The organism is Roseivivax sp., from assembly GCF_054552075.1.
Map to the genome: position 1 here is coordinate 1 of NZ_JBTOLZ010000018.1, position 25,200 is coordinate 25,200.

29 protein-coding genes and 1 pseudogene are annotated in these 25,200 nt (G+C 68.5%); 11 read left to right on the forward strand and 19 right to left on the reverse strand.

The genetic code is table 11. From position 1 onward, the window contains the following. Positions 1-208 precede the first annotated feature (208 nt). The 6 genes from ACX938_RS13590 to ACX938_RS13615 form a co-directional block, all read right to left on the reverse strand. Positions 209-625: a hypothetical protein gene (locus tag ACX938_RS13590; protein WP_459431457.1), complete on the reverse strand. Its 417-nt coding sequence runs from the start codon at positions 623-625 to the stop codon at positions 209-211. 35 nt (positions 626-660) lie between these two features. Continuing rightward, on the reverse strand, positions 661-1,428 hold the full coding sequence (locus ACX938_RS13595; RefSeq protein WP_459431458.1) for an HpcH/HpaI aldolase family protein: 768 nt from the start codon (positions 1,426-1,428) through the stop codon (positions 661-663). A 67-nt stretch (positions 1,429-1,495) separates the two neighbouring features. Continuing rightward, entirely contained in the window at positions 1,496-1,696 is a 201-nt protein-coding gene (locus ACX938_RS13600) for a hypothetical protein (protein WP_459431459.1), read from the reverse strand. After that, on the reverse strand, positions 1,696-2,505 hold the full coding sequence (locus ACX938_RS13605) for a division plane positioning ATPase MipZ (protein WP_232754170.1): 810 nt from the start codon (positions 2,503-2,505) through the stop codon (positions 1,696-1,698). The genes ACX938_RS13600 and ACX938_RS13605 overlap by 1 nt, the downstream gene beginning before the upstream one ends. A gap of 106 nt (positions 2,506-2,611) precedes the next feature. Then, positions 2,612-3,529, reverse strand: coding sequence for an endonuclease/exonuclease/phosphatase family protein (locus ACX938_RS13610; protein ID WP_459431460.1), 918 nt, complete (start codon positions 3,527-3,529; stop codon positions 2,612-2,614). A 182-nt stretch (positions 3,530-3,711) separates the two neighbouring features. After that, positions 3,712-3,951, reverse strand: coding sequence for a hypothetical protein (locus ACX938_RS13615; protein ID WP_459431461.1), 240 nt, complete (start codon positions 3,949-3,951; stop codon positions 3,712-3,714). Positions 3,952-4,096: 145 nt separating this feature from the next. Between ACX938_RS13615 and ACX938_RS13620 the strand changes: the two genes are divergently transcribed. Then, the gene (locus tag ACX938_RS13620; RefSeq protein ID WP_459431462.1) at positions 4,097-5,389 is read left to right on the forward strand and encodes a DUF2252 domain-containing protein; all 1,293 of its coding nucleotides are present in this window, start codon (positions 4,097-4,099) and stop codon (positions 5,387-5,389) included. 110 nt (positions 5,390-5,499) lie between these two features. On the opposite strand, the gene ACX938_RS13625 is transcribed toward ACX938_RS13620, so the two are convergent. The 12 genes from ACX938_RS13625 to ACX938_RS13680 form a co-directional block, all read right to left on the reverse strand. Continuing rightward, positions 5,500-6,066: a hypothetical protein gene (locus ACX938_RS13625; protein WP_459431463.1), complete on the reverse strand. Its 567-nt coding sequence runs from the start codon at positions 6,064-6,066 to the stop codon at positions 5,500-5,502. Between the two features lie 154 nt (positions 6,067-6,220). Next, complete coding sequence (gene rpmE, locus ACX938_RS13630; protein ID WP_232754166.1) at positions 6,221-6,442, reverse strand: 50S ribosomal protein L31; 222 nt, start codon at positions 6,440-6,442, stop codon at positions 6,221-6,223. Then, positions 6,439-6,846, reverse strand: coding sequence for a 50S ribosomal protein L19 (rplS, locus tag ACX938_RS13635; RefSeq protein WP_232754165.1), 408 nt, complete (start codon positions 6,844-6,846; stop codon positions 6,439-6,441). Before rplS ends, rpmE begins: the two co-directional genes overlap by 4 nt. A 260-nt stretch (positions 6,847-7,106) precedes the next feature. After that, positions 7,107-7,886 carry a tRNA (guanosine(37)-N1)-methyltransferase TrmD gene (gene trmD / locus ACX938_RS13640; protein WP_459431464.1) on the reverse strand — a complete coding sequence of 260 codons (780 nt, stop codon included), beginning with the start codon at positions 7,884-7,886 and terminating at the stop codon, positions 7,107-7,109. Between the two features lie 819 nt (positions 7,887-8,705). After that, complete coding sequence (rimM, locus tag ACX938_RS13645; protein ID WP_459431465.1) at positions 8,706-9,212, reverse strand: ribosome maturation factor RimM; 507 nt, start codon at positions 9,210-9,212, stop codon at positions 8,706-8,708. An 82-nt stretch (positions 9,213-9,294) separates the two neighbouring features. Next, positions 9,295-10,068: a MipA/OmpV family protein gene (locus ACX938_RS13650; protein ID WP_459431466.1), complete on the reverse strand. Its 774-nt coding sequence runs from the start codon at positions 10,066-10,068 to the stop codon at positions 9,295-9,297. A 366-nt stretch (positions 10,069-10,434) separates the two neighbouring features. After that, positions 10,435-10,812 (reverse strand): 30S ribosomal protein S16, encoded by a 378-nt coding sequence (gene rpsP, locus ACX938_RS13655; RefSeq protein ID WP_232754161.1) that lies wholly within the window; start codon positions 10,810-10,812, stop codon positions 10,435-10,437. A 49-nt stretch (positions 10,813-10,861) separates the two neighbouring features. Then, entirely contained in the window at positions 10,862-11,173 is a 312-nt protein-coding gene (locus ACX938_RS13660; RefSeq protein WP_459431467.1) for a chorismate mutase, read from the reverse strand. A gap of 57 nt (positions 11,174-11,230) precedes the next feature. Further along, entirely contained in the window at positions 11,231-11,764 is a 534-nt protein-coding gene (locus tag ACX938_RS13665) for a GNAT family N-acetyltransferase (RefSeq protein WP_459431468.1), read from the reverse strand. Further along, positions 11,761-12,291 (reverse strand): GNAT family N-acetyltransferase, encoded by a 531-nt coding sequence (locus ACX938_RS13670; RefSeq protein WP_459431469.1) that lies wholly within the window; start codon positions 12,289-12,291, stop codon positions 11,761-11,763. Before ACX938_RS13670 ends, ACX938_RS13665 begins: the two co-directional genes overlap by 4 nt. Positions 12,292-12,430: 139 nt before the next feature. Further along, positions 12,431-13,945 (reverse strand): signal recognition particle protein, encoded by a 1,515-nt coding sequence (gene ffh / locus ACX938_RS13675; protein ID WP_459431470.1) that lies wholly within the window; start codon positions 13,943-13,945, stop codon positions 12,431-12,433. Between the two features lie 1,520 nt (positions 13,946-15,465). Beyond that, complete coding sequence (locus tag ACX938_RS13680; protein ID WP_459431471.1) at positions 15,466-16,047, reverse strand: FMN-dependent NADH-azoreductase; 582 nt, start codon at positions 16,045-16,047, stop codon at positions 15,466-15,468. 119 nt (positions 16,048-16,166) lie between these two features. Between ACX938_RS13680 and ACX938_RS13685 the strand changes: the two genes are divergently transcribed. Next, positions 16,167-17,048 carry a LysR family transcriptional regulator gene (locus ACX938_RS13685; protein WP_232754155.1) on the forward strand — a complete coding sequence of 294 codons (882 nt, stop codon included), beginning with the start codon at positions 16,167-16,169 and terminating at the stop codon, positions 17,046-17,048. 295 nt (positions 17,049-17,343) lie between these two features. Here the strand turns inward: ACX938_RS13685 and ACX938_RS13690 are convergent. Next, a pseudogene (locus ACX938_RS13690) lies at positions 17,344-17,670 on the reverse strand (ArsR/SmtB family transcription factor); the annotation flags it as partial. Between the two features lie 283 nt (positions 17,671-17,953). On the opposite strand from ACX938_RS13690, the gene ACX938_RS13695 reads away from it, so the two are divergent. From ACX938_RS13695 to ACX938_RS13735, 9 genes are all read left to right on the forward strand, one after another. Further along, the gene (locus ACX938_RS13695; RefSeq protein WP_459431472.1) at positions 17,954-18,271 is read left to right on the forward strand and encodes an AtpZ/AtpI family protein; all 318 of its coding nucleotides are present in this window, start codon (positions 17,954-17,956) and stop codon (positions 18,269-18,271) included. Beyond that, positions 18,261-19,025, forward strand: coding sequence for a F0F1 ATP synthase subunit A (locus ACX938_RS13700; RefSeq protein ID WP_232754153.1), 765 nt, complete (start codon positions 18,261-18,263; stop codon positions 19,023-19,025). The genes ACX938_RS13695 and ACX938_RS13700 overlap by 11 nt, the downstream gene beginning before the upstream one ends. Positions 19,026-19,130: 105 nt before the next feature. After that, the gene (locus tag ACX938_RS13705) at positions 19,131-19,355 is read left to right on the forward strand and encodes a F0F1 ATP synthase subunit C (RefSeq protein ID WP_072775827.1); all 225 of its coding nucleotides are present in this window, start codon (positions 19,131-19,133) and stop codon (positions 19,353-19,355) included. Positions 19,356-19,438: 83 nt separating this feature from the next. Further along, positions 19,439-19,990: a F0F1 ATP synthase subunit B' gene (locus ACX938_RS13710; protein WP_232754152.1), complete on the forward strand. Its 552-nt coding sequence runs from the start codon at positions 19,439-19,441 to the stop codon at positions 19,988-19,990. A gap of 5 nt (positions 19,991-19,995) precedes the next feature. After that, the gene (locus tag ACX938_RS13715; RefSeq protein ID WP_232754151.1) at positions 19,996-20,559 is read left to right on the forward strand and encodes a F0F1 ATP synthase subunit B; all 564 of its coding nucleotides are present in this window, start codon (positions 19,996-19,998) and stop codon (positions 20,557-20,559) included. Between the two features lie 294 nt (positions 20,560-20,853). Beyond that, positions 20,854-21,879, forward strand: coding sequence for a LacI family DNA-binding transcriptional regulator (locus ACX938_RS13720; RefSeq protein WP_232754150.1), 1,026 nt, complete (start codon positions 20,854-20,856; stop codon positions 21,877-21,879). Positions 21,880-21,977: 98 nt separating this feature from the next. After that, positions 21,978-23,285 carry an ABC transporter substrate-binding protein gene (locus tag ACX938_RS13725; RefSeq protein WP_232754149.1) on the forward strand — a complete coding sequence of 436 codons (1,308 nt, stop codon included), beginning with the start codon at positions 21,978-21,980 and terminating at the stop codon, positions 23,283-23,285. A 198-nt stretch (positions 23,286-23,483) separates the two neighbouring features. Beyond that, positions 23,484-24,350 (forward strand): carbohydrate ABC transporter permease, encoded by an 867-nt coding sequence (locus tag ACX938_RS13730; RefSeq protein WP_232754148.1) that lies wholly within the window; start codon positions 23,484-23,486, stop codon positions 24,348-24,350. Positions 24,351-24,363: 13 nt separating this feature from the next. Continuing rightward, on the forward strand, positions 24,364-25,194 hold the full coding sequence (locus tag ACX938_RS13735) for a carbohydrate ABC transporter permease (protein ID WP_232754147.1): 831 nt from the start codon (positions 24,364-24,366) through the stop codon (positions 25,192-25,194). The last annotated feature ends 6 nt before the right edge of the window (positions 25,195-25,200 follow it).

A 25,200-nucleotide genomic window follows, 5' to 3' on the forward strand; every position in this document is an offset into this window, starting at 1 on the left:
CACCGCACCGCACCGCACCGCACCGCACCGCACCGCACCGCACCGCACCGCACCGCACCGCACCGCACCGCACCGCACCGCACCGCAGGGTGCTAGGCGCTACATCAGGTCTGCTGGTGGTGGGAGGTGGCCTCCACCCCGCACCGCTGGTCGCCGGACGTGACCTCCACGCCCAACCTTCACCACCGCGCCAGCCCAACCCACGCCCTCACCGCCGCCGACAGCTCAGCGCGATGTCGCTCGACGTGAGCCCGCCGCCGAGGTCGCGGCTTTGGGTCAGCGCCTCGCAGCTCCAGTAGCGGTTGCGCGGGGGCGGCGGCGGGTCGGGGCCGCCGGGGCAGGCGAGGCCGAGGAGCATCATCGCCTGGTCGCCGGTCACCCAGGCCACCCGGCAGCCGGTGCGCCGTTCCGCCGCCATTCCGGCCTTGCGCGCCACCGGCTGGAAGCGCGGCAGCCATTCCGGCGAGACGCGCTGCGCCTCGAGAAGCGGGCCGTCGCGGCGGAAAAGGAAGCGCGATCCCTCCTGCGTCACCGCCTCCGCGGGCAGGCCGGAAAACCCCGGGCCGCCGGAATTGCAGGACAGACAGAAACAGGCCGCGAGCAGGGCCAGGACACGGATCACCATGCCCGCATCCTGCCGCACGACCTCTCAAGTAAGGGTTAACGCCCGCGCCATTTCGCCGAAAGCCCGCTCAGCCCCTGGGCCAGGAAGGTCACATCCGCGCCGACCGCCACGAATTGCGCCCCGGCCTCGAAATGCGCCGCGATGGACGCGTCCGAGAAGTCGATGATGCCGCCGGCCTTCTCCGAGGCGGCGATGCGCGCCAGCGTCTCGGCCACCACCTGGCGCATCTCGGGCGCATCGGCGCGGCCCGGGTAGCCCAGGTCGGCCGACAGATCGGCGGGCCCGACGAAGACCCCGTCGACGCCCTCGACCGCGAGGATTTCGTCCAGCGCCTCGAGCGCGGCGCCGGTCTCCACCTGCACGATCAGGCACATCTCGGCGTTGGCGCTGGCGACGTAGTCCTTGTCCCGCCCGAAGTTCGTCGCGCGGCCCAAGGCGCCGCCCATGCCGCGGATGCCCTCGGGCGGGTAGCGCATGGCGCGGACCAGCGCGCGGGCCTCCTCGGCGGAGTTCACCATGGGGATCAGCAGCGTCTGCACCCCGGTGTCGAGCACCTGCTTGATCAGCCAGGGCTCGCCCATGGGCAGGCGCACGATCGGGTGGCTGTGCGGGCTGATGACCTGCATCTGCCGGGCGATCGCGGCCAGGTCGTTCGGCGCGTGTTCGCCGTCGATCAGCAGCCAGTCGAAGCCCGCGCGGGCCACCACCTCGGCGGCATAGGGATCGGCGAAGCCCATCCAGAGACCGATCTGCCGCTCGCCCGCCGCCAGCGCCGCCTTGAAGGGGTTCTTCGGTGCCGCCATACCATCCTCCCGCCTGGGTCACATCCGGGGACGAGGATTTCCGCCCGGGGCGGGAATGGCAAGGGGGCTAGCGCCGGGTCCAGAGCCGCCAGGCCGACCAGAGCACGGTGCCGAGGAAGAAGACCCCGGCGATGCCGAAGACCTCGAAAAGCGCCGCGCCGCGCGGCATGCCCCGGATCGCCACGGCGGCGGCCAGCAGGCCCAGCCCGCCGATGCTGAAGCACAGCCGAAAGATCAGCTCGCCCCGGCCGGGCCCGTTCCCGGCCATCAGAGGCTGACCTCGACGCCGGGCAGGTTCAGCGCCTTCAGAAGCTCGCGCAGCTCCTGCCGGGCGGCGATATTGGAGATGTTGAGCTGCTTGACGCCCACGTCCTTGAGATCGAGCAGCGTCAGCCCGCGCGGGAAGAGCTCGCGGAAGACCACCCGCTCGGAGAAACCCGGCGCGATGCGGAAGCCGATGCGCTTCGAGAGCCGGTCGAGCGCCTTTTCCATCTTCTGCTTGTTGACCATCTGCTGGGCGCCGAGCCGGTTGCGCAGCACCACCCAGTCGATCGGCGTGAGCCCGGCCTGGGCGCGCAGCTGGCGGGCGTTCCAGACCATCTCGGAATAGACCGAGGGGCCCTCGATCTTGACCCCGTCCGAGGCGATATGCGCCAAGAGGTCGAAATCGACGAAACTGTCGTTGAGCGGCGTGACCAGCGTGTCGGCCAGCGAATGCGCCACCTGGCTCAGCCGGGTGTGCGAGCCGGGGCAGTCGATCAGCACGAAGTCGGAATCGGGCTCCAGCGTGGCGATGGCGGCCGACAGCCGGTGGTCGTAGAGGTTCTCGCCCGGCGGCAGGCTGTCCTTGTCGATCTCGGGCAGCTCGATATAGGTCGGCACCGGCAGTTCCATGCCGGCCGAGGCGGCGTAATTGCGGCGGTTGTTGACGTAGCGGCCAAAGCTCTGCTGGCGCAGATCGAGATCCAGCGCGCCGACGCGATAGCCCAGACGCACCAGCGCCGAGGCGATATGCATCGACACGGTCGACTTGCCCGCGCCCCCCTTTTCGTTCCCCACAACGATGATATGCGCCACGATTGTCCCCAGATATTCCCCGTATCAGATCAGGCGCTACGGTATCTTGGGGGACCCCACAAGTGAAGTGCGCGCGACCCTCAAGCCGCGAATCGCGGCCTCGGGGTCACGACCCGAAGGCGATATCGGCCACCACGGGGTAGTGATCCGAGGGCCATTCCCCGGCGAATCGCTTCTGCAGCGTCACCGGCCCGGCCCGCAGGGTCAGCTCGGGGCTGAGCGCGATATGGTCGATCGCGCCGAAGAGGTTCAGCCCGCGGTCGAAGTGATAGGTCGCGCCGGGCACCTCGAGAAAGCGCAGGCCGGTCTCTTCGAGGATCTCCACCGTCGGCGCGCCGCGCCGGGCGTTCAGATCACCGGTCAGGATCACCGGCCCCTCGGCCCGGCGGGGCGCCAGCCGCTCGGCGGTCAGCTCGGCGGATTTCAGGCGGTTCGAGCCGCTGCTGTATTCGTAGTGCAGGTTCATCACCGTGAAGCTCTGCCCGCCGTCGCGGTCGCGGAAGCGCGCCCAGGAGGCGAAGGCCGGGTAGGAGCCGTCGAAGGTGCGCGAATAGATCACGTCGGGCGTGTCGGAGAAAAAGAACCACCCCTGGTCGATCTGCTCGAGCCGCGCGCTGCGGTAGAAGATCGGTTGGGTCGAGGGGAAGCTGCGCCAGTCGCCGACGGCGGCGGCCGCGTAGCCCGGATTGCGCGCGAGCAGGTAGTCGCGGGCGAGGTTCTCCTCGTCGGAATTGCCGCCCGCGAAGCTTTCCATTTCCTGGAAGGCCACGATGTCGGCGTCGAGCGCCTTGAAGGCGGCGTCCATGGCGGGCGCGCGGCTGGCCCAGTCGGCGCGCGACCAGGCGCCCTCGGCGCGATTGGCCCAGATGTAATGCACGTTGTGGGTGGCGACGCGCAGCGTGCCCTCTTCGCGGGGCGGCAGCGTGCTGTCGGTGGAATGGCCGACCTGCAGCGCGCAGGCCACCAGCGCCAGGAGGGCGACCACGGCGAGGACCGCCTTGAAGAGCCGTCTGAGGATCATCATCCGCGCCTTTTCCCTGTGGTGTTGTGCGCGCGCCGGGGCGGTCAGGGACCTTTGTCCGACCCCGGCGCGTTGTCGGTTGAGGGCAACGTAAAGGACAGAACCAGGATGTCGAAGAGCCCGAGATCACAATCTGCGGCAGGCCGGACGCCCCGGCGCGGTGCCAAAGCTGCCGAGGGCGAAGGTCAGGCCGAGACGCCGACGCGTGCAGCGCAGGCTGGCGAGAGCAAGGGGACCGCGCCCGCGAAGCGGACAACGAAGAGCGCCGCGAGCCGCAGCCGGAAAAGCGCCGGCACAAAGGCGGTTTCGGCGAAGCGCGGTGGGGCGAAGACCTCCAGCGCCACGGCGGCCCCGGCGAAGCGCAGCGCGGCGAAGAGCACCGGCACCAAACCGGCCTCGGCGAAGCGCGGCACGGCAAAAAGCACCGCCGCAACCCGCGCCAAACCCGCTGACACCACCGCCAAGGCACCCGCCACCCCCGCCGCCGAGACCCCCGACCACAAGGAGAAGATCGGCAGCCAGCTCGAGGCCTACCGCGCGCTGGCCGCGCGCTACGTCGAGGCGCCCTTCATGTTCCGGCCCGCCGACCTCACCGGCCAGGCCCGGCGCGAACACGTCCGGCGCACGATCCTCGAGGACCACGCCCTGCGCATCGACCAGCGCGCCCATGGCACGCGGGACAAGTTCGAGAAGCTCGCGGGCTCGCTCTTCTCCTTCTTTCGGGGCACCTCGCTCCTGTTCCATCGCGACATGCTGGGCGCCGACGCGCGGATGCCGACGGTGCTGGCGCTGGGCGACGTGCATCCCTCGAACTTCGGGGTGATGCCCAATGCCGACAACGTGCCGATCTTCGGGGTCAACGACTTCGACGATGCGATCTACGCGCCCTTCTCCTGGGACCTGAAGCGCGGCGCCACCGGCTTCCTGATCGCCGCCGAGGAAGAGGGCGGGCACAAGCGCAAGCGCCAGAGGAAGATCGCCCGCAAGTTCCTGCGCGGCTACCTCGACGGGATCCGCCATTTCGCCCGGCACGAGACCGAGACCCACGCCCAGATGCGCGAGGACAACGCGCCCAAGGTGATCCGGCGGCTCTTCGAGGAGGCCCGGACCAAGCGCGCCAACTGGCTGCAGAAGCGCTACCTCGACGACAGCGGGCGGGGCTTCCGGGCCAATGACGAGCTGACGCCGATCTCCTCGCGCCGCGAGGAGTTCCAGGGACTGATCGACGCGCTGGCCAAGGCCAACGGCATCCGCCCCGAGGGCCGCGCGGGCACGCTGCGGGTCAAGGACGTGGCGATGCGGCACGGGCAGGGCACCGCCTCGCTGGGGCTGCCGCGCTACTACTGCCTGCTCGAGGGGCCTTCGCGGGATGCCAGCGACGACCTGATCGTGGAGTTCAAGCAAGCCCGGCGCTCGGCGCTCGAAGGGCTGGTGCCGCCGCATGACTTCGACGCGGGCACCAAGGCCGAGCGCATCGCCCATGGCCAGTCGGTGCATCTTTCGGACGGCGATGTCTTCTACGGCAGCGCCGAGATCGACGGGCTCAGCTTCATGTCCCGCGAGCGCGCGCCCTTCCGCGAGGACATCGACCTCGACGATCTCTCGAAGAAGACCTGGAAGCGTTATGCCCATGCCTGCGGCTGGGCGCTGGCGCTCGCGCATGCGCGTTCGGACGACGCAGGGCTTCTCGACTACGACATCGAGGAGAGCATCCTCGAGGCCGTGGCGCCCGAACGGCTCTTCATCGAGGACACGCTGCGCTTCGCCGAAGAGGCGGTGGCGCGGATGCGCCAGGACCAGGCCTACTACCGCGAGGATCTGAAGATGGGCGCCTTCGACGCGACGTTGCACCGGTATCGGTAAGGGGCGTTGTCGCGGCGGAAGGTGCGGGCGACCGGGAGGCAAGTGGGCGTTTGGCCCGTGGCTTCTCTAACTCCTTGGAGGACGAGCTTGAGCGACCCACCCCCACGGGCTCACTCCGGCGCGAGGTAGATTCCCTTGGCGGCCAGCACCTCGCGGCGGGGCAGCCAGTCGTAGCGCGCATCCTCCTCGGTCGGGCCCCAGTAGAGCACCCCACCGTAGCGCCAGGGGTCGATCACCAGCCCCTCGCGGTAGCCGTCGCCCGCAGCCGAGATGATCAGCGTGGAATGCTCCAGCCGCATCAGGTTGCGCGGCGGGGCCACGGCGCGGTGCAGGTCGAGGGTCTGGAAGTTCTCCTGCCGCATCCGCCGCTCCATGTCCTGGGCCCAGTGCCAGCAGAGCCCGCGCGGCTTCAGCCCGGCGTTGACCTTGGTGTTGTGCACCACCGGGCTGTCCTCGATCTCGTAGAGCGCGCGCAGCTCCAGCGGGTAGGTGACGGCGATCCGCGCGGCGCGGGCGGCCTCCTCGGGGTCGACCTCGGCGTCGAGCGCCCGGAAGGCGCGGGTCAGCGCGGCGATCTCGTCCTGGCGGCTGGTGCTGTCGGGCAGCGGCGCCGCGGCGCAGGCGGCAAGCAAAAGCAGGGCGCCGAGGCACAGCGCGCGTGTCAGGATGTTCCGCATGATCGGCCCGTCTGTCCCTTTGCGATGAAGGGGGTTCTAGCGGGCGGGGGCAGGGCTGTCGATGCGGCCCGGCGGGGCGAAGAGGGGCCCCAAACGCGAAATCGCCGCCCCGAAGGACGGCGATCCCGTAAACTTTCCGCGAGGGGAAGGGCGATTAGAAGCCCAGGCCCTCGTACTTCTTCTTGAAGCGCGAGACGCGGCCGCCCTGGTCCATCAGGCGCGAGGAGCCACCGGTCCAGGCCGGGTGCACGGTCGGGTCGATGTCCAGCGTCAGCGTGTCGCCTTCCTTGCCCCAGACGGTGCGGGTCTCGAAGCTGCTGCCGTCGGTCATCTTGACGGTGACGACGTGGTATTCGGGATGAAGGTTCTTTTTCATGTCGACGATCCTTGCACCGGCTTCTTGCCGTCGCCCTTGAGGGCCTTGTAGTTGACGTCCTCGGCGATCCGGGCCGACTTGCCGCGGCGCGAGCGCAGGTAGTACAGCTTCGCGCGGCGCACCTTGCCGCGGCGGACCACGGTGATCGCGTCGATATTGGTGGAGTAGAGCGGGAACACGCGCTCGACGCCCTCACCAAAGGAAATCTTGCGGACGGTGAACGAGCCGGCGATGCCATGGCCGTTCTTGCGGCTGATGCACACGCCTTCGAAGTTCTGCACGCGGGTGCGCGTGCCTTCGGTCACCTTGTAGCCGACGCGCACGGTGTCGCCGGCCTTGAAGTCGGGAATGTCCTTCCCGAGCGAGGCGATCTGTTCCGCCTCGAGTTCTGCGATCAGGTCCATCTGATCTCTCCATCTCTGCTCACGGTTGCCCCGTGAAGGTGTCTCGCGTTCCGAGAGCTCCGGTCTTCGGTCGGGTCCGCCTTGGCGCCCGCAGGAGGTCACAACGTCTTTTCCGTATCCGGGCCCGGCCACCCCGCGGCGTGTCGAAGCGTCACGCCTTGGCGCACGGGCCAGTGAGCCGACCCCAGGCGGGGCCGACCGACCCGCGCCGTATAGGGGGTTGATCGGCGTCGATCAAGGGGGAAAAGCGCCGCTGGGGCTCAGTCCTCGCCGTCCTCGCGGGCCGCCCAGAGGTCGGGGCGCCGGGCGCGGGTCAGCGCCTCGGACTGCGCGCGCCGCCACTCCGCGATGGCGCGGTGATTGCCCGAGAGCAGCACCTCGGGAATCGCCCGGCCCTGCCAGACCGCCGGGCGGGTGTATTGCGGATGCTCGAGCAGCCCCTCGGAGAAGCTCTCCTCCTCGGTCGAGGCGGCATTGCCCAGGACCCCGGGCAGGAGCCGCACGGTGGCGTCGATCATCGCCTGCGCGGCGATCTCGCCGCCGGTCAGCACGTAGTCCCCGAGCGAGACCTCCTCGATGCCGAAATGTTCGATCACCCGTTCGTCGAGCCCCTCGAAGCGGCCGCAGATCAGCGTCATGCCGGGCCCCTCGGCGAGGCGCCGGGCGCGGGCCTGGGTGAAGGGCGCGCCGCGCGGCGAGAGGTAGAGGATCGGCGCCTCCTCGGGCATCCGCCCGCGCGCCTCGCTCAGGGCGCGCTCCATCACGTCGGCGCGCAGCACCATGCCCGCCCCGCCGCCCGCCGGCGTGTCGTCGACGTTGCGGTGCTTGCCCTCGCCGAACTCGCGCAGGTGCAGCGTGTCGAGCTGCCAGCGGTTCTCGTCCAGCGCGCGGCCGGTGAGCGAGAGGCCCAGCGTGCCCGGGAAGGCCTCGGGGAAGAGCGTGACCACCTGCGCGGTCCAGGTGCCCGAGAGGCGCTTCTCGGCCATGAGATCGCGCGGGGCCGAGGTGGCCTGGATGGATTTGCGACCGTGAGAGCGCATGAGCCTGTCCCGAAGTGAGGTGTCCGCCGCGTCCTTTAGAGGCTTGGCGGCGGGTTGGCAAAGGGGGGGTGGTTGAGATGCCGGGTCGCTTATCGACAGGGATGACGCTTTCTGAGCCTTTGCACTTCGGGCGGCATTCCCCGGTCTTCCTCAGACCGCAGGTCGCCAGTCTCGCGCGTCTTGCGCCCGAATAGCATCGAAGATGCCGGGCGCGCGCCGGACCGGCCCCTTGGGCCGGCGCTCTTGTGGGTGGCGTGTTTAGCTCACCCCTAGTCCTGACCTTGTTGGGATAAAGCGCTTAGCGCGGAGGTCAGAAGCGCCGGCCCCCGGTCCGGCGCGCGCCCTCTGTTGCGAGGGGTGATGGCGGGGGAAGGGCGGTGATTGATATGCCGGGTCGCCAATCGACAGAGATCATGCGTTCTGACCCTTTGCACCCTGGGCGGCGTTCCCCGGTCGTCCTCAGACCGCAGGTCGCCAGTCTCGCGCGTCTTGCGCCCGAACAGCACCGAAGGTGCCGGGCGCGCGCCGGACCGGCCCCTTGGGCCGGCGCTCCTTGGGGTGGCGCGCCTAGCTCGCCTCTAGCCCTGACCTTGTCGGGATAAAGCGCCTCGCTCGGAGGTCGGCAGCGCCGGCCCCCGGTCCGGCGCGCGCCCTCTGTTGTGAGGGGTGGCTAAGGGTCGGTTTGCCTGGGGCTGTGACAGGGGGCGAGATGCAGGCGGTCTGCGGAGACAAGCTCGACCGGCTGCTCAGGGGATCGGGCGTTTGTTGATGGCGGCTTTGGGAGCAGCGGGTCCGTCGTCCGGCGACCCCAAGCCCCCCTCAGTCGAAGATCCCCTCCGGGGGATCCGCGATAATCCGACCCGCGGTCAGATCCACCGTGGGCACCGCCTCGCGGGTGAACGGCAGGAGCGCGGTCTGCGAGCCTCCGGGCCGCCCGACCTCCAGCAAATCCGTCGCACCGTGGTTCAGCACCGCCTTGATCCGCCCCAGCACCACGCCGCCGGTGTCATAGACCTCGAGCCCGATCAGGTCGGCGTGGTAGAACTCGTCGTCGGGCAGCTGCGGCAGCCGGTCGCGCGGGACGTAGAGCCGCGCGCCCTTCAGCGCGTCGGCGTCCTCCTTCGAGCGCACGCCTGAAAGGCGCGCGGCAAAGCCCTGTTTCACCGGCCGGGTGATCTGCAGCTCGAAGCTGCGCGCGCCGTCCTCGCTTTCGAGGGGCGCGTAATCGGCGATGGCCTCGGGCTCGGCGGTGAAGCTCTTGATGCGTGCCTCGCCGTGCACGCCGAACGCCCCGCCGATCACGCCCACGCAGATCCTGTCGCTCACCCTGTGCCTCGCCCGTCGCTTGTGCCCATCTCCGACCCGGTGCTTACCGCGCCGGAGGGGCAAAGCGCAATCGGGGGAGGGCTCAGCGGCCGATCTGGATGCTGCGGGTCAGACCCACCCGGGCGCCCCAGTCGTCGCGGCGGCCGTTGTCGACGATCGGGCTGTCGGCGGCATCGTTCATGTAGCGGTCCCAGGTGACCGCGGTCTCGACGCCCCAGTTCTCGTCGATCTGGTAGATCGCGCCGAACTCCATGCCGGCCGAAACCAGCCCGCCGTCGGCGTCATAGGCCGGGTTCAGGGCCGAGGCCTCGGAGCCCGAGACGCCGAAATAGGTGTCGGTGTATTCGCCGTTGCCAAACAGCACGCGCGGCCCGGCGGTCAGGGTCAGCTCGGGGCTGGCGCGGAAGATCGCGTCGGCGCCCGCCTCGGCGACGACGCCGGTGTGGCCGCCGAAGCCCTGGCGCAGGTCGGCGAAGGCCATGAAATGCTCGGAGGCATAGCCGAGGCCCAGGCCCAGCTCGACCGCGGCGTCGATGTCGTCGAGGCCGGCCAGCAGGTCATGCTCGCTGGCGTCGCGGGCGGCGATGTAGCGGAAGGAGCCGCGCAGCCCGAGGCCGGTCTTCTCGGCCTGGGGGTCGGGATCGCCGAAGCGCAGCGGGCCGATGTTGGCCGATTGCAGGCCGAAGCCGATGTCGGGCTTCACCTCGTATTCCTCGGCGCCGAAATAGGCCGGGCCCGAGGCGACGCCGCCGCGTAGGGTGAAGCTGAGCGCGGGTGCGTCGGAGCCGCTCTGGGCGAAGGCGGGCGTGGTCAGGCAGGCGGCGAGGGCCGGGACGGCAAGAAGACTGCGGAGCATGAAAGGCCTTTCGGGAAACTGCGTCGTGGGGAGCGCGCAGGTCGCGCGCGGGGGTCTTCCTGCAAGGTCTAGTGCGCGCAGGTGGGCTTGGCCAGTTTCCGCCGGTGCCGTGGCGTCAGGCCGGCGAAAAACCGCGTCTTTCGAGGCGGCTGGCGCCGTGAAAGCGCGCAGGGGCGGGGATAATCCGGGGGCTGCGAGCGGGGTTGTTTCGAAAGGGAGCCGCGGGCGGCCAAACCCGCTGTGCATTCAAAAACACGAACGCGGCGCACTGCGGGACCGCAGGCCAAAGCCCCCCCCGCAAAGGAAAAGGCGCGCAGGGCCGAAGCCCCGCGCGCCTTCTCATGTCATGCGCAACGCGCGGAAGGATCACTCCTCCGCGGCGGCTTCCTCGGCGGGCGCCTCGGCAGCGGCGGCCTTCTCGGCGCGCGCGGCGGCGCGCTCCTGGGCGGCCTTGCCCGGGGTGCCCTTCTTGGGGTTGCTGCGCTCTTTCTTGTCGACCTCGCCGGCGGCTTCGAGGAAGCGCGACACGCGGTCGGTGGTCTGGGCGCCCTGGGCGATCCAGGCCTTGGCGCGCTCGATGTCCATGATCACCCGGCGCTCGTCGCCCTTGGGCAGGAGCGGGTTGTAGGTGCCGAGCTTCTCGATGAAGCGGCCGTCGCGCGGCATGCGGCTGTCGGCCACAACGATGGCGTAATGGGGGCGCTTCTTGGAGCCGCCGCGGGCGAGACGAATTTTCAGTGCCATGAGGGTATCTCCTTTGTCTGGCTGTTCTTTCGGGCCGGTCGTCCCGGCCTCAGGATTGGTGCTTTCGGTGGTGCTGGATGACCTCCTGAATGATGAAATTCAGGAAGTTCCTGGCGAAGCTCGGGTCGAGGTCGGCCTCTTTCGCCAGGGATTCGAGCCGCGCGATCTGGTTTTCCTCGCGCGCGGGATCGGAGGGGGGCAGGCCGTGTTCGGCCTTCAGCACGCCCACGGACTGGGTGTGCTTGAACCGTTCGGCCAGGGTGAAGACCAGGATCGCGTCGAGCCGGTCGATCGACTCGCGGTGGTGCTTCAGGAGCTCGGCGGCCGCGGCCACGGGATCTGCGCTTGTGCTGTCAGTCATGGGCCGGGCCTTTCCTTGCCGGACGGATGGAGGTGCGAAGGGGCGTGTCGATCCGGGTCATGCCGAGGCCCCTTCGAGGATGCGGGCGCGGTCGAAGCGGAAGGCCACCTCGTCGGCGAAGCGGGTCGGCAGGGCTTCGTCGCGCGTCCCGCCGATATGTTCCGCGATCCGGGCCGAGGCGGCGTTCTCGCGGTGCACCACGGCGCTGACGGTCTCGAGGCCGAGCTGCTGGAAGGCATGGTCGCGCACCGCGCGGGCGGCCTCGCGGGCGTAGCCCTGGCCCTCGGCCTCGGCCTCCCAGAGCGTCCAGGTCAGCTCGGGCAGGCGGTGGTCGTCGAGCTGCATCAACCCGGCGTGGCCGAAGGCGCGGCTGTCGTCCTCCTTGCGGCAGATCGCCAGCCGGCCGAAGCCGCGCATCTGCCAGTGGCCGATCATGGCGCAGAACCGCGAGAAGGCGTCGCTGCGCGAGATGGGCCCGCCGACATAGGCCGCGCGCGGCCCGGTGTAATAGGCGGCATAGCCGTCGAAATCTCCGGCGCGCAGCGGCCGCAGGGTCAGCCGGTCGGTGTGCAGGAAGACGCGCTCGCTCATGCCCCGAGCTCCTCGGGAGAGGGGTGTCGCCAAAGCTCGTCCTCGCCCATGTTCTCGTTGTGGTAGGTGCGCTCGTAGACCGCGCCGAGGCGCGTCGCGAGCCGCTTGGATCGGTCGTTGCCGGGCACGATGTTCGAGGTCAGCGTGGTCATCCCGAGGTCGTCATAGGCCCAGCGGCGCGCGCGGATGGCGGCCTCATAGGCCAGGCCCTTGCCTTCGAAGCCGTCGAAGACCACCCAGCCCAGTTCCGGCTCGGGCCAGGTCTCGGGGTTCCAGATGCCGCAGATGCCCGCCGGGCGGCCGGTCTCGCGGTCCTCGATGACGAAATAGCCGTAGCCGTGCCAGTGCCAGTGGCCGACCAGCATGGCGAACCAGCGCCAGGCCTCGCCGCGCTGCGAGATATGGCCGAAGCCCTCGGCGCGGGCGGGATCCATGAGGAAGGCCATGACGGCCTCGGCGTCCTCGCGGCGGGGGCCGCGCAGGATCAGCCGCTCGGTTGAGAGGGTGGGGGCGTTGGTGAGGCTCATGCGGGTGCCTCCGCCGCAAGGCGCGCGGGCAGGGCGGGGCGTGTCGCTTCCGTGTGCACGCAGGCGACACCGCGGCCCGCCGAAGCGACCGCGTTCCGCGCCGCGCCGGGCGCAAGAGGATATGCCGCCCGCGACATCATCACTTCTTCTTGCCGAAGCCCGAAAGACCGCCGGGCAGGCCGCCGCCCATGCCGCCCATGCCGCCGGGCATCCCGCCCTTGCCGCCCATGGCCTTGGCCGCGGCCTCGAGCTGCTTGGGGTCCATCTGCGAGGGATCCATGCCCGGGGGCATGCCGCCCTTGCCGAACATGCCGCGCATGGCCTGCTTCAGCGCGCCGCCTTTGCCCATCTTGCCCATCTTCTTCATCATGTCGGCCATCTGCCGCTGCATCTTCAGAAGCTTGTTCAGCTCCGAGACCTCGAGGCCCGAGCCCTTGGCGATGCGCTTCTTGCGGCTGGCCTGCAGAAGCTGGGGATTGGCGCGCTCTTTCTTGGTCATGGAGTTGATCAGCGCGATCTGCTGACGCAGGACCGAATCGTCCATGCCCGCGCCTTCCATCTGCTTGGCCATCTTCCCCATGCCCGGCATCATGGACATCATGCTTTCCATGCCGCCCATCTTGAGCATCTGGTCGAGCTGCATCTTCAGGTCGTTCATGTTGAACTGACCCTTCTGGAAGCGCTTCATCATGCGCTCGGCCTGTTCGGCCTCGAGCGTCTGCTGCGCCTTCTCCACGAGCGCCACGATGTCGCCCATGCCGAGGATGCGGCCGGCGACGCGCTCGGGCTCGAAGGTCTCGAGCGCGTCCATCTTCTCGCCGAGGCCGACGAACTTGATCGGCTTGCCGGTGACCTGGCGCATCGAGAGCGCCGCGCCGCCGCGGCCGTCGCCGTCCATCCGGGTCAGCACGACGCCGGAGATGCCGATGCGCTGGTCGAAGTTCTCGGCGGTATGCACCGCGTCCTGGCCGGTCAGGCCGTCGACCACCAGGAGCGTCTCGCGCGGGTTGGCGACGTCGCGCACCGCCTCGACCTGGGTCATCAGCTCCTCGTCGATCGAGAGCCGGCCCGCGGTGTCGAGCATGTAGACGTCGTAGCCGCCGAGGCTCGCCTGGGTCTTGGCGCGCTTGGCGATGGCCACCGGGTCCTCGCCCTTGACGATCGGCAGGGTGTCGACGCCGATCTGCTTGCCGAGGATCTCGAGCTGCTCCATCGCCGCCGGACGCTGCACGTCGAGCGAGGCCATGAGCACCTTCTTGCGGTCGCGCTCGGTCAGGCGCTTGGCGAGCTTGGCGGTGGTGGTGGTCTTGCCGCCGCCCTGCAGGCCGACCATCAGGATCGGCGCGGGCGGGTTGGAGATGCGCAGGTCGCCGGGGTCGGCGCCCTCTTCGCCGGCGAGCACGGCGATCAGCTCGTCGTGGACGATCTTCACCACCTGCTGGCCCGGCGTCACCGACTTGGTGACCGCGGCGCCGGTGGCCTTCTTCTCGACCGACTTGATGAAGGCGCGCGCCACCGGCAGCGAGACGTCGGCCTCGAGCAGGGCCACGCGGACCTCGCGCAGCGCGGTCCTGACGTCCTCCTCGCTGAGGGCGCCCTGCTTGGTCAGCCGGTCGAAGACGCCGCCCAGGCGATCTGACAGGTTCTCGAACATGGCGCTTCCGCCCCCTTCATCTTCCGTTGTCCACTGCCCCCGAGGTGGGGGCTGCGGGCGCGCCACGCAAATGGCGCAGGCTCAAACCAGTAGCGCCCCCGTGGGCGCAACGCGCTGACGGAGGGCGATCCCGGGCCAAGCCCATAGGACCGGAAGTTCTGCCACTTCCGGAGTTATCGAGGCGCGATACGCGCGCGGAGCGGGGGAGTCAAGGGTGCGGTGGGGGGATGGAGGGTGAGTGGGTGAGGGTGTTGTGGGGCGGTGGGTGGCCGTGCGGCGGGTGGGTTGAGCTGTAGGCGGACTGAGCGGCAGGAGCGGTCGTCTCGCGGGGCCGGCGCGCTACGGCTACACCCGGAGCGGTCACCGCGCACCAACCACCATCAACTGCGCACCACCAACGGCCATGTGCCCCCTACTTCTTGCGCCCTCTGTTGGGCTGAGCTGCAGGAGCGGTAGCCTCGCGGGGCCGGTGCGCCACGGCTGCAATCGGGGCGGATACCTTGCTGCCCCCGCCATCAACCGCGCACCTCCCACCACCATGTGCTCGCTCTCCTTCTTGCGCCCGAACAGCACCGAAGGTGCCGGGCGCGCGCCGGACCGGCCCCTTGGGCCGGCGCTCCTTTGGATGGCGTGCATAGCATGCCCCTAGCTCTGACCTTGCTGCCATAAAGTGCCTCGCCCAGAGGTCAGCAGCGCCGACCCCCGGCCCGGCGCGCGCCCTCTGTTGCGAGGGGTGATGGCGGCGGAGGGCGGGGATTGAGATGCGGGGTCGCCAATCAAAAGGGCTGGTGCGTTCTGAGCCTTTGCACCCCGGGCGGCAAACTGCGGTATTCCTCAGACCAAAGGTCGCCAGGCCCGCGCGTCTTGCGCCCGAATAGCATCGAAGATGCCGGGCGCGCGCCGGACCGGCCCGATGGGCCGGCGCTCCTTGGGATGGCGCGCATAGCTATCCCCTAGCCCTGACCTTGCTGCCATAAAGCGCCATGCTCAGAGGGCAGCAGCGCCGGCCCCCGGTCCGGCGCGCGCCCTTTGTTGAGCTGGTTGAGAGGGTGGTGGGGCTCTTGCCTTGTGTCGCGTCACGCGGAGGGCGGCGCTGCGTTGAGCGGAGGTCAGAAGGGAAAGGTAGGGGAGGGACGAGAAAGTTAGGGGAAGGCGGGGAAATGAAGGCAGGAGTGGAGAGCAAAGGAGACGACACGAAAGGGGAGGGGGCAAGGGTGACGAGAGGAGACGGCAAGAGGCGAGAAGAAGATAGGTGAGAAGAGGGTTGGAGTAGCGGAGTTGAGATGTGAAGCCTCTCTGAGGAGGCGCGAGCAGCTTCACCCAGCGAGACCCAGCCGCCCGTCTGTTTAGACGCAAAAAGGGGCACGACCGCAGCCGTGCCCCCCTTCATTACGAACATTTTTGCAGTGTGAGGCACCAGGGGCCGGATCGCCAGAAAGCCACCCCGCTCCGGGCCCAACTCCAAAAGCCAGCCCCCAGCCACACGCCCAAACCTCCTCAGGCGCGCGCCGCGCCCAGCCTCAAGCCGCCAGCTTCGCCAGCTGGTCCTCGGCGGATTTCATCGCCGCCTCGGGGTCGACCATCAGCAGGTCGGCGCTCACCAGCTCCACATCGGTGATGCCGATGAAGCCCAGCACGTGGCGCACGTAGGTCGAGGCGAAGTCGATGTCGGAGCCGGCGCGGGTGCCGCCGGAGGCCACCACCACGATGGCGCGCTTGCCCTTCAGCAGGCCCTCGGGGCCCTCTTCGGTGTAGCGGAAGGTGACGCCCGCGCGGGCCACAAGGTCGATCCAGGTCTTGAAGCTGACCGGGGTGCCGAAGTTGTAGATCGGCACGCCGATCACCAGCGTGTCGGCGGCGCGCAGCTCCTCGATCAGGCTGTCGGAGAGCGCCAGCGCGGCGCGCTGGTCCTCGCTGCGGTCGGCCTCGGGGGTGAAATTGGCGCCGATCCACTCGGCGTCGACCGCCGGCAGCGGGGTGGCGAGGTCGCGCTCGATCACCTTGTCGGCGCCAAGCTGGTCGACGACGCGGGCGGTCAGGTCGCGGGAAACCGAGCCCTCGCGGCGGGCGGAGGTGTCGATGTGAAGAACGGTCTGGGTCATCTCGGGCCTCTCATGAGGAAATGTTGCGTGACCCCTCGTATCTGTCACTTGCATTTCCGCACTCAAGAAGCCCAAATGAACAAGAACTGTGGGTGGATGCACAAAGAAAAGGGCCTGAGATGGAAAACTGGGACGAGGTTCGCACCGCTTTCCAGGTGGCGCGCATGGGCACGGTCTCGGGGGCGGCGGATGCGCTGGGCGTGCACCACGCCACGGTGATCCGCCATATCGACGCGCTCGAGGGGCGGCTCGGGGTCAAGCTCTTCCAGCGCCACGCGCGGGGCTACACGCCGACCGAGGCGGGCCAGGACCTCTTGCGCGTCGCCCAGACCACCGACGAGCAGTTCCACCAACTCGCCAGCCGCATCAAGGGCCGGGGCTCCGAGGTCTCGGGCGAGCTCATGGTGACCTCGCTGATCAACTTCGCACCGCTCCTGGTGCCGGCCATCGCCTCCTTCCAGGCGGCCCATCCCGAGGTCATCGTCCGCTACCTGACCGACGACCGGGTCTTCCGGCTGGAATACGGCGAGGCGCATATCGCGCTTCGCGCCGGGCCCAAGCCCGAAGAGCCCGACAACGTCGTGCAGGCCTTCATGAAGCAGTATGTCGCGCTTTACGCCTCGGTCGACTACATCGAGAAGGAGGGCCGCCCGGCGACCTCCGAGGACATGCTGAAGCACCGCTTCGTCGGCCCCGAGAACATCGAGAACCGCGCGCCCTTCTTCCGCTGGATGAAGGAGAACATCCCCCGCGAGCGCATCGTCTTCCGCGCCGCCGACAGCCGGGTGACGGAGCGGGCGGTCTCGGACGGGGTGGGCATCGGCTTCGTCTCGGTCCGCGCCGCCGAGGGCGACGACCGGCTGGTCGAGGTCATGCCGCCGCTCGAGGATTGGGTCTCGAACACCTGGCTGGTGACCCATGTGGACCTGCACCGGACCGCGAAGGTGCAGGCCTTCCTGAAGCATCTGAAGGCCTATGTCACGGAGCAGGGGCTGTCCTGAGGCGGCGGGTTCGCGTGATGTGAAGGGGCGGCAGCACGCGGTTGCCGCGGGACGGGCGAGAGTTCCGTTGCCGCCGGGCCGGTGAGAGCGCCTCGCCGCTGCTGCGCGGGCGAGAGCCCTCCGTCGCCAAAGGGGCGGGGCGTGCCCGCACTCGCTAAACCGTCGTAGCTGCCGCGCCGTTCTGCCGGGCCTAGCCCCCGCGCTCGCCGCGCTCTTCCCCGGTCGCGCCGCCCTCCTCGGGCGTCACCGGCTCCAGCCAGTCGTCCGGGGCCTCGCCGGGTACCGCCTCGGTGCGCTTCTCAGCCGACAGCTCGGCCTCCAGGAACCGCTCGAAGGCGTCGAGGTTGATCGGCTCCACCTGCCCGAAGCCCTGCATCCAGACCGCCGCCTCGCGCAAAGCGTCCGGCTCGAGCTGGCACCACTTCAGCCGCCCGCGCTTGTCCTGGCTGATCAGCCCCGCGCCGGCGAGGATCGCGAGATGCTTGGAGATCGCCGCCAGCGACATCTCGAAGGGCTCGGCCACGTCGCTCACGGCCATGTCGTCCTCGAGCAGCATGGCGAGGATCTGCCGCCGGGTGGGATCGGCGAGCGCGGCGAAGATGAGGTCGAGGTCATGCGACATGGGCCGGCAGTTGCGCCCGAGTTGGCGGTGCCGTCAAGCGGGCGCGAGGCCATTGTCAACTTGGCGGTTGAATATGCGCGCGGGCGGGGTTTGGGGCCCGTGCGGGCCGGGCGAGTGGTGGTGGCTCGGTTTGGCGCCTGACAAAGGCAAGCAATTCCAACGACTTACCGCCCCACGCCCTGCGGCGGCCTGCCGCTTGACTCGAAGCCGGGGGGCGCATAGCAACCAGCCAAACTCCGAATGGGGCCGATCCGACGTGGAAGACCACGACCGAAAACGGCGCATGGCGTCGCTCGACGAGAAGATCGCGGCAATGAAGGCGGCGAAGGCGCCGCCCAAACGCCACCAGGAGGAGCACTACAGCCAGGCCCAACACGCCTGGCGCATGGTTACCGAGCTGGTCGCCGGATTGGGGATCGGCTTTGGCATCGGATTTGGGCTCGACAGCCTCCTGGGCACGACCCCCTGGCTTCTGGTGCTGTTCACGATGCTGGGTTTCGCGGCCGGGGTGAACGTGATGATGCGTTCGGCCAAGGAAATCCAAGAGAAACGCCTGGCCGAGACGGCCGAAGAGGACGAGGGGAACACGCATGGCGACTGAAACCGCAGCTGCTGAAGGCGAAGGCAGCAGCCTGGTCTTCCACCCGATGGACCAATTCATCGTCTCGCCGCTCTTCGGCGACGGTCCGGTGGGCATGTTCACGATCACCAATGTGACGCTCTGGCTGGCGATCACCGTGCTCTGCGTCATCGGCCTCCTGGTGCTCGGCACCAGCGCCCGCGCGATCATCCCCTCGCGCGCCCAGTCGATCGCGGAACTGGCCTACGGCTTCGTCTACAAGATGGTCGAGGACGTCACCGGCAAGGAGGGCGTGAAGTATTTCCCCTACATCATGACGCTCTTCATGTTCATCGTCCTGGCGAACTTCCTCGGGCTGATCCCGATGGCCTTCACCACCACTTCGCATTTCGCGGTCACAGTGGTGCTGGCGCTGGCGGTCTTCATCTCGGTCACGGTGCTGGGCTTCGTGAAGAACGGCATGAGCTTCCTGGGCCTCTTCTGGGTCAGCTCGGCGCCGCTGGCGCTGCGGCCGATCCTCGCGGTGATCGAACTGATCTCCTACTTCGTGCGCCCGGTCAGCCACTCCATTCGTCTGGCGGGCAACCTCATGGCCGGCCACGCGGTGATCAAGGTCTTCGCGGGCTTCGCGGCCATCGCGGCGGTCTCGCCCATCGCGGTCCTGGCGATCACCGCCATGTACGGGCTGGAGATCCTGGTGTCCTTCATCCAGGCCTATGTCTTCACCATCCTGACCTGCGTGTACCTCAAGGACGCGCTGCATCCGCATCACTGATCCGGGGCGCGCGGGCGGCCCTTGCGGCGGCCCGCTCTCCCGCGCGGCGCGACAGCGCCGAATGTCACCAACGAACGCAACTTCCAATTCGTAAGGAGTAACACCATGGAAGGCGATCTCGCACACATCGGCGCAGGCCTCGCAGCAATCGGTTCCGGCGCAGCCGCCATCGGGGTGGGCAACGTGGCCGGCAACTACCTGGCCGGCGCCCTGCGCAACCCCTCGGCGGCCGCATCGCAGACCGCGACCCTCTTCATCGGCATCGCATTCGCCGAAGCTCTGGGCATCTTCGCGTTCCTCGTTTCGCTCCTGCTGATGTTCGCGGTGTAATCCGCTAAGATAGATCCTTGCGCGTGGGCGGCGCCGGTCTCCGGCACCGCCCGCAGTGATCCAGACATCAACCGGAGGACGCCATGGCGACCGAACCGATTGCCGAGGAGATCGCCGGTGCCTGCGTGGGCCCCGACGGCTCTGCCATCGGCATGCCGCAGCTCTGCGGCGACTGGGTGTGGAACCAGGTCTTCTGGCTGGTCCTCACGCTCGTGGTCATCTACTTCATCCTGTCGCGCGTCGCGCTGCCGCGGATCGCGGCCGTGCTGGCCGAGCGTCAGGGCACGATCACCAATGACCTCACCAAGGCCGAAGACCTGAAGAAACAGGCGGCCGAGGCCGAGGACGCCTACGAGAAGGCCCTCGCCGACGCGCGCTCCGAGGCCCAGAAGATCGCCGACGAGACCCGCGACGAGATCAAGGCCCAGGTCGCCGATGCGCAGGCCAAGGCCGATGCCGAGATCGCCGCGAAGACGGCGGAATCGGAGAAGGAAATCGCCGCGATCCGCGATTCCGCCCTCGCCAATGTCGAGGCGGTCGCCAAGGACACCACCGCTGCGCTTGTCGCGGCACTGGGCGCCTCGGCGGATCAGGGCGAGATCGACAGCGCCGTCGACCAGCGGCTGAAAGGGTGACCGAGATGAAAAAGCTGATTGCGATTTCCGCTCCGCTCACCCTGGCCGCCACGCCTTCGTTGGCCGCGGGCGACGTGTTCTTCTCGCTGAAGAACACCGACTTCGTGGTGCTCATCGCCTTCCTCGTCTTCATCGGCGTGCTGTTCTACTTCAAGGTGCCGGGCCTCGTGTCGAAGCTGCTCGACGACCGCGCCCAGGGCATCCGCTCCGAGCTCGACGAGGCGCGCGCGCTGCGCGAGGAGGCCCAGAGCCTTCTGGCCAGCTACGAGCGCAAGAGCCGCGAAGTGCAGGACCAGGCCGACCGCATCGTCGCCAAGGCGCGCGACGACGCCAAGGCCAACGCCGAACAGGCCAAGGCCGACCTTCAGCGCTCCATCGAGCGCCGCATCGCCGCGGCCGAGGACCAGATCTCCTCGGCGGAACAGCAGGCGGTGAAAGAGGTCCGTGACCGCGCCATCGCCATCGCGACCGCCGCCGCGCGGGACGTCGTGGCGCAGAAGATGGGCTCGGCCGAGAAGGCCAAGCTGATCGACGAGGCGATCGACACGGTGGGCAAGAAGCTGCACTGAACCGACCTTCCGAGGGACAGGAAGATCGAACCGCCCGGGGCCCAAGGTCTCGGGCGGTTTTTTTGTGGCCGGGCGTTCGCGTCGTGGGCGCCGTTAAGCGCGGGCCCCGCTTGGCGGTTCCGCTTCGCCCGGGGCTGGGGTAAACCCGGCCCCGCGGGGTGCGCGCCGGGCCTGTCCGGGGCCGCCGTCCCGCTTGGGGCCGTCCGCGAGACCGCGCGCATCGGGCCGCCGGAAGATTGACCAAACTTGCCAGCTGGGTCAAAATCTTTGCACGCGTAAATTTTGGGGACGCTCGTGGCCAAGATCAAGAACATGGAGGAGTTCGCCGCCGTCAGCGGGATCTCGCGGCCGACGATCTCCAAGTATTTCCACGATCCGACCAGCGTGCGCGCCTCGACCCGCGAGAAGATCGAGAAGGCGCTGGAGCGATTCGACTACCAGCCGAACATCTACGCGGTGAACCAGAACCGGCGGCTGACCAAGAACATCGGCATCGTGGTGCCTTACCTGGCGGACCCTTTCTTCGCCGAGATCGCCCGCAACCTCGAGGAACGCTGCATCGCCGCCGGGCTGCGCCCGACGCTCTATTCGGCGCACGGCAAGACCGAGCTCGAGGTCGACATCCTGAACGACCTGCGCGCGCTGAAACCTGCAGGCGTCCTGCTGGCGCCGCTCGGCCGGGCCTCGGACCGGGGCGCCATCGAGAAGTTCTGCAAGGACGTGCCGACGGTGCTCTTCGACAGCAATATCGACGGCATGGGCGCGGCCTTCATCGGCTCGGACAACAACAGTTTCGTCGACCAGACCGTCGACTACCTGACCCGCAGCGGCGAGCCGCCCGCCTTCTTCGAGATGCGCCACCCGGCGAACCCCAACGCCAACAAGCGCCGCCTGGCCTATCTCGCGCGGATGGAGAAGCTGGGCCTCGAGCCGCATGTGATCTCGGTCGCGGGCGAGGGCTGGGCCTTCGAGGAGATCGGCCGCCGCGGCGGGCTCGAGGTGCTGGAGCGCAAGGCCCTGCCCACCGACACGGTGCTGTGCAGCAACGACCGTCTGGCGATCGGCTTTTTGTCGGCCTGCTGGGAAAAGGGCGTGAAGGTCGGCATCGGCGAGGATTGCGACATCCGCGTCGCCTCGCAGGACGATCACCCCTTCTCGCGCTTCACCTGCCCGCCGCTGACCACCGCGGCGCATGACTACGAATCGGTCTCCAAGAACACCGTCGAATCGCTCTTTGCGCTGATCGAGGCCGGCGGGCGGCTGCCCGAGCGCCAGGAAACCCTGGTCCCGGCGCGGCTGATCCTGCGCGCTTCCGCTTAAAAACCTCGTAAATTTGCGCGCGTAAAATTTTTGTTGACGCGCGGTAAGGAATCCCGCAAGGTTTCTCTTGAGCACTTCGGCTCGAAAGGGAGGAACTGATGTCTTTCAAAACCGCACTTTGTGCGGCCAGCGCGCTTGCCCTCACCGCAGGCGTGGCTGCCGCCCAGACCACCGTCACCATCGCCACCGTGAACAACGGTGACATGATCCGGATGCAGGGTCTGACCGACGACTTCACCTCGAAGCACCCCGACATCGAACTGGAGTGGGTCACGCTCGAGGAAAACATCCTGCGCCAGCGCGTCACCCAGGACATCGCCGCCAACGGCGGGCAGTTCGACGTGCTGACCATCGGCATGTACGAGACCCCGATCTGGGCCAAGAACGGCTGGCTCGTGCCGCTCGACGACATGGGCGACGACTACGACGCCGAGGACATCCTGCCGGCCATGCGCGCCGGTCTGAGCCACGACGGCCAGCTCTATGCTGCGCCCTTCTACGGCGAAAGCTCCATGGTCATGTATCGCACCGACCTGATGGAAGCCGCCGGCATGGAGATGCCCGAGGCCCCCACCTGGGAAGAGATCCGCGCCGCCGCCGAGGCGATGACCGACAAGGAGAACGAGGTCTACGGCATCTGCCTGCGCGGCAAGGCCGGCTGGGGCGAGAACATGGCCTTCATTACCACCGTGGCCAACTCCTTCGGCGCGCGCTGGTTCAACGAGAACTGGGAAGCCCAGCTCGACAGCCCCGAGTGGGCCGAGGCGGTGAGCTTCTACAACGACCTGCTCGAGAACTACGGCCCGCCGGGCGCCTCGACCAACGGCTTCAACGAGAACCTGGCGCTGTTCCAGCAGGGCAAATGCGGCATGTGGATCGACGCCACCGTGGCGGCCTCCTTCGTGACCAACCCCAACGACTCCACCGTCGCCGACAGCGTCGGGTTCGCGCTGGCGCCGAACAAGGACGGCGTCGAGAAGCGCGCCAACTGGCTCTGGGCCTGGGCGCTCGCCGTGCCCGCGGGTTCGGATGCGACCGATGCGGCCAAGACCTTCATCGAATGGGCCACCTCGAAAGAGTATCTCGCGCTCGTCGCCGAGAACGAGGGCTGGGCCAACGTGCCCCCGGGTAGCCGGACCTCGCTCTACGAGAACCCCGAGTACCAGAAGGTCGCCTTCGCGGACATGACGCTGCAGTCGATCAACGCGGCCGATCCCAGCGATCCGACCGTGGGTGACGTGCCCTATGTCGGCATCCAGTATGTCGCGATCCCCGAGTGGGCCGGCATCGGCACCGCCGCCGGCCAGGAGTTCTCGGCCATGGTCGCGGGCCAGCAGAGCCCCGAAGAGGCGCTCTCCAAGGCACAGGCCCTGGTGACCGACGAAATGGAGGCGGCAGGCTACTGACGCCTTCCTCCCGACCCGGGGGGCGGCCCGCCCGCCCCCCGGGGACCGCTGCCCCGCGCGCGCCGCGCCTGTCCCGGCGTCCGCCCGCTGCCGGCGCCCGCTGCGTGGCCCGAGCCCCCGACGCCCGCCCGCATCGCGCGCCCCCGCGCTCCGATCACATGGCCGCCCGCCCGGCGCCTGTCCTGGAAGGATGAGATCATGGCCACGCAACACGCCCGCTCCGCCGCCCGCCTGATGATGGCGCCCGCCGTCATCCTGCTCCTGGGCTGGATGCTCGTCCCGCTGACGATGACGCTCTACTTCTCGTTCAAGCGCTACCTGCCGCTGCGCGGCGGCGACCTGGGCTGGGTCGGCTTCGAGAACTACGCCCGCTTCGTCACCTCCTCGAGCTTCTGGCCCGCGGTCCAGGCGACGCTGATCATCGTCGGCGGCGTGCTCCTGGTGACGGTGGTCTTCGGGGTGCTGATCGCGCTCTTGCTCGACCAGCCGATCTGGGGGCAGGGGGTGGTGCGCATCCTGGTCATCGCGCCCTTCTTCGTCATGCCCACCGTCTCGGCGCTGGTCTGGAAGAACATGTTCATGGACCCGGTGAACGGCCTTTTCGCGCATCTTTGGAAATTCTTCGGGGCCGAGCCGGTGTCATGGCTCTCCGAGGCGCCCTTGTTCTCGATCGTGCTGATCGTCGGCTGGCAGTGGCTGCCCTTCGCGACGCTGATCCTGCTGACCGCGATCCAGTCGCTCGACAGCGAGCAGCTCGAGGCCGCCGAGATGGACGGCGCCCCGGCCCTGTCGCGGTTCTTCTACATCATCCTGCCGCATCTCAGCCGGGCGATCACCGTGGTGGTGCTGATCCAGACGATCTTCCTTCTGTCGATCTTCGCCGAGATCTTCGTGACCACCCAGGGCTCCTTCGGGACCCGGACGCTCACCTACCTGATCTACCAGCGCGTTCTCGAAAGCCAGAACGTCGGCCTGGGCTCCGCGGGCGGCATCTACGCCGTCATCCTCGCCAATATCGTCGCGCTCTTCCTGATGCGCATCGTCGGCAAGAACCTCGACGCCTGAAGGAGACCTCACCATGGCCCGCGCCGTCACCACCCGCCGCAAGACGATCAACAGCCTCGCCGCATGGACGGTCGGCCTGCTGATCTTCTTCCCGATCCTCTGGACCATCCTGACCAGCTTCAAGACCGAGGCGACCGCAATCGCCGACCCGCCGGTCTTCCTGTTCTTCGACTGGACGCTCGAGAACTACAGCGTGGTGCAGGAGCGCTCGGACTACATGCGCTTCCTGTGGAACTCGATCATCATCGCCGGGGGCTCGACGCTCCTGGGCATCCTGATCGCCGTGCCCGCCGCCTGGTCCATGGCCTTCGTGCCCTCGCGGCGCACCAAGGACATCCTGCTGTGGATGCTCTCGACCAAGATGCTGCCCGCGGTCGGCGTGCTGTACCCGATCTACCTGCTGTTCATCCAGCTCGGGCTGCTCGACACCCGGATCGGCCTGACCATCGTGCTGATGCTGATCAACCTGCCGATCATCGTCTGGATGCTCTACACCTACTTCCGCGAGATCCCGGGCGAGATCCTCGAGGCCGCGCGGATGGACGGGGCGGGCCTGCGCGAGGAGATCCTCTTCGTGCTGACGCCCATGGCGATCCCGGGCATCGCCTCGACGGTGCTGCTGAACATCATCCTGGCCTGGAACGAGGCTTTCTGGACGCTGAACCTGACCGCCGCCAAGGCGGCGCCGCTCACCGCCTTCATCGCCAGCTACTCCAGCCCCGAGGGCCTGTTCTACGCCAAGCTCTCGGCGGCCTCGACCATGGCCATCGCGCCGATCCTCATCCTGGGCTGGTTCAGCCAGAAACAACTTGTCCGCGGCCTCACCTTCGGCGCCGTGAAGTAAGGAGAC